Annotated in this window: 1 protein-coding gene and 1 pseudogene; both read left to right on the top strand. The window is 75.3% G+C overall.

Features of this window, described 5'->3' with window-relative positions; all coding sequences use genetic code 11:
* Positions 1-1,852: ABC transporter permease (locus tag GT042_RS26410; RefSeq protein ID WP_161311233.1), on the top strand; the 1,852-nt coding region annotated here is incomplete at its 5' end.
* A gap of 1 nt (position 1,853) precedes the next feature.
* Positions 1,854-3,169 (top strand): annotated as a pseudogene (locus tag GT042_RS26405) (ABC transporter permease); the annotation flags it as partial.

The raw sequence follows: 3,169 nt of genomic DNA, 5'->3' as shown, positions 1-3,169 counted from the left end.
GGCACGCGGGCGCGGGCTGTCGGCGGCGCTGGCGGGCTGGCAGTTCAGCCGCCGGTTGCTGGGCAGCGCGGGGTCGGTGCTGCTGCTGGTCCTGGCGGTGGCGACGGGGATGCTGGCGATCGGCCAGAACGCCTCGTGGGAGCGGTCGCAGCACGACCAGGCGGACTTCGGCGCGGGCACGTCGGTCCGGGTCCTGTCCCACCAGGGCGGCACGCCCGGGGAGGCCGGACGCTACGCCGCGTTGCCGGGGGTACGGGCGGCGGCGCCCGCCCACCGTACGACCACGGCCCTGTCGGACGGCCGCACCGCCACCGTGCTGGCACTGGACACCGAGGACGCGCGCGACCGGTTGCTCCTGCGGGACGACCTGACCGAGGAGGGGGCGGGGCGGCTGCTCACACCGCTCCGGCCCCGGGACACACCGCGCCCCGGCATCCCTCTGCCCGCTGACGCACGCCGGCTCACCCTCGATGTCAGGATCGGCCAGGACGGCACCGGCCGGGACAGCACTGCCCGGGCGGGTGCCCTGACCCCCTTCGTGCCCAGGGTCACGGTCCTCGTCGAGGACGGGTACGGCCTCCTCTACCGCCTGCCCGCCGGGGAGATGTCCGCCGACGGCCGCGTCCGTCCCCTCTCCCTCGACCTGGGCGACGGCCCCGAACACGGCTCCTTCCACGGCGCGTTGACCCTCACCGGTCTTCACGTGGACGGACCGGTGCCTCCCGGCGCGCGGAGCGGTCAGCGGCTCGATGTCGTACGGATCGGAGTCACCGACCGGGCGGGCGCGGCCCGAACCGTCCCTGTCCCGGCGGGACTTCGCTGGCGGGGTTCCGGTACGACCACGCAGGACGCGGTGGCGGGCAAGCCGGTGGCGCTGCGGCCCGCCGCGGCCGGTACGGCGCCCCTGTCCGTTGCGTACCAGCTCCGTTCGAGCGTGGGCGCGGACACCCCGTACCCGCCGGCCGAGAGCCTGGAGCTGCGGGTCGACGCCGTACGGTCACCCGTCCCCCAACTGGTACCGGGAATCGCCACGGACGGGTTCCTGCGCGCGACCGGGGCCGAGGAGGGGCAGCGCGTCGACGTGACCCTGGCGGGCGAGCGGATCCAGGTCGGCCCTCTGCGCGCGGTGCGGCAGCTCCCCACCACCGCTCCGGACGAGGCGGGAGCGTCCTCCGGCGCGGAGGAGCCGTCGGAGGCCGGGAAGAGCGCGAACGGCGGGTCCTTGCTGCTCGATCTCCGTACCGTCAACGAGGTGCTCGCGCAACGGGACGGCGGCTCGCTCGTGCCCAACGAGTGGTGGCTCAGCACGGACCCCGGCGCCGCCGGGCAGGTCGCGAAGGCGCTCCGCGCCGGTCCCGACGTCGACCCGGCGGATGTGCTGGTCCGTGACGAGGCCGCCGCCGAGCTGTTCGACGACCCGCTGGGTGCCGGGCCCTACGCCGCGCTGCTCGCCGTCGCCGTGGCCGCCGCCGCGCTCGCCGCGGTGGGATTCGCCGTCACGGTGGTGGGCACACTGCGGGAGCGTTCGGCGGAACTGGCCGTCCTGCACGCCCTGGGCACACCGCGGCGCAAGCTGGTGGTGGCGGTCGCCGCCGAGCACGGTGTGCTGATCTGCATCGCCTTGCTGGTGGGGCTGATCCTGGGCGCCGCCCTGACCAGGACGGTGGTCCCGCTCATCGTCCTGACGAGCCGCGCCACCGCTCCCCTGCCGCCCGTGCTGGTCGAACTGCCGCTCCCCCAGGTGGCTCTGCTGATCGCGGGGGTCGCCGCCGTGCCCCTGCTGACCGTCGCCGTCGCCGCCGCCCGCGCGGCCGACCCCGCCGTGACACCGCGCCTCCGGGGGGCGAACTGACATGACCGGCCGTCCGCGTGACAAAAAACGTGACAAGAAAAGGGACGAACACCAGGGGAGACGCGACGGCGTCCGCCGTGAGCGGCCTGTCGCGCCCTGGGTCAGGACCCGGCTGCGCACCGCGCCCGGAACGGCCCTTGTCCTCGGCCTGCTTGTCGTCCTGACCGCGTTCCTCGCCGCCGCCTTCCCCCGCACCGTGGACACGTACGAGACCCGGGGGCTGCGCGCGGCCGTCGCCGAGGCGACGCCCGAGCGCCGGGTGCTGGACTTCCGCTCGCCCGAGCGTTCCTTCGAACTCCCCCTGTCCGCACGGGAGGACAAGCTGCGGCCGGGCGGGGTGGACGCCGTACAGCGCGAGGTGTCCGGCCTGCTCGCCGATCCGCTCCGCGCGGACACGGGGCAGTCCGCCCGTGGGGTACGGACCGGCAGGACCCTGATCGGGAACGACCCCTGGCTGCCGCGCCACGACGGACTGCCCCCGCAGTTCGCCCTGGCCGCGCAGGCCGGTCTGGCCGGCCACTCCACCGTGCGCCGTGGCCGACTGCCCACCGCTGACGGGCGGGTGACCGCGGCGACGAGAAACGTGGAGGCGGCGGTGTCGTCGGCGACGGCGACCACACTGCGCCTCTCCGTCGGCACGGTGCTGCACGTCGGGAGGGCGGGCAGCCCCACCCTCACCGTCCGGATCAGTGGCGTCGTCGACCCGGTCCGGCCGTCCGGGAGTTACTGGACGGCGGACAGTCTGCTGCGGACGCCGCACCTCAGCAGCACGGGTGCCAAACCACCGCAATTCTACTGGGAGGCGGCGCTGTTGCTCGCCCCCGAGGCGGCCCCCGCCCTGCTGGGGACGGCGGGTGAGCCCGAGCGTTACTGGCGGGTCGCGCCGGACACGAGCCGGCTCACCGGACCGCAGGTGGGCGCGCTGTCGGAGCGCATCGCCTCGCTCCAGGACGGACCGGCCCTGTCGCGTCTGAGGTCGGCCGCCGGGACCAACGCGTCCCTGGACACCGACCTGGACGACATCCTCCACTCGTACGCGTCGCTGCGCTCGGCGATCACCCCTGTGGTCGCCGTCGCGGCCGTCGGGATCGGTACGGTCGCGGTAGTGGTCCTGGCGCTGGCCGGCGGCCTGTCCGCGCGCCGCCGTCACACCGAACTGGTGCTAGTACGGGCTCGTGGCGGCTCGCTGAGAGGCATCGGCGGCCGGTTGCTGGCGGAGACGGCCGTGGTCGTCCTGCCCGCCGCCGCGCTCGGGCTGCTGGTGGCCGTCCTCCTCGTGCCCGGGGGCCGCACGGGCCCCGCCGTGCTCGCCACGAC

The sequence above is a fragment of the Streptomyces sp. SID3212 genome, from assembly GCF_009865405.1.
GTDB lineage: Bacteria > Actinomycetota > Actinomycetes > Streptomycetales > Streptomycetaceae > Streptomyces.
This window is presented reverse-complemented; position numbering and strand designations above follow the sequence as displayed.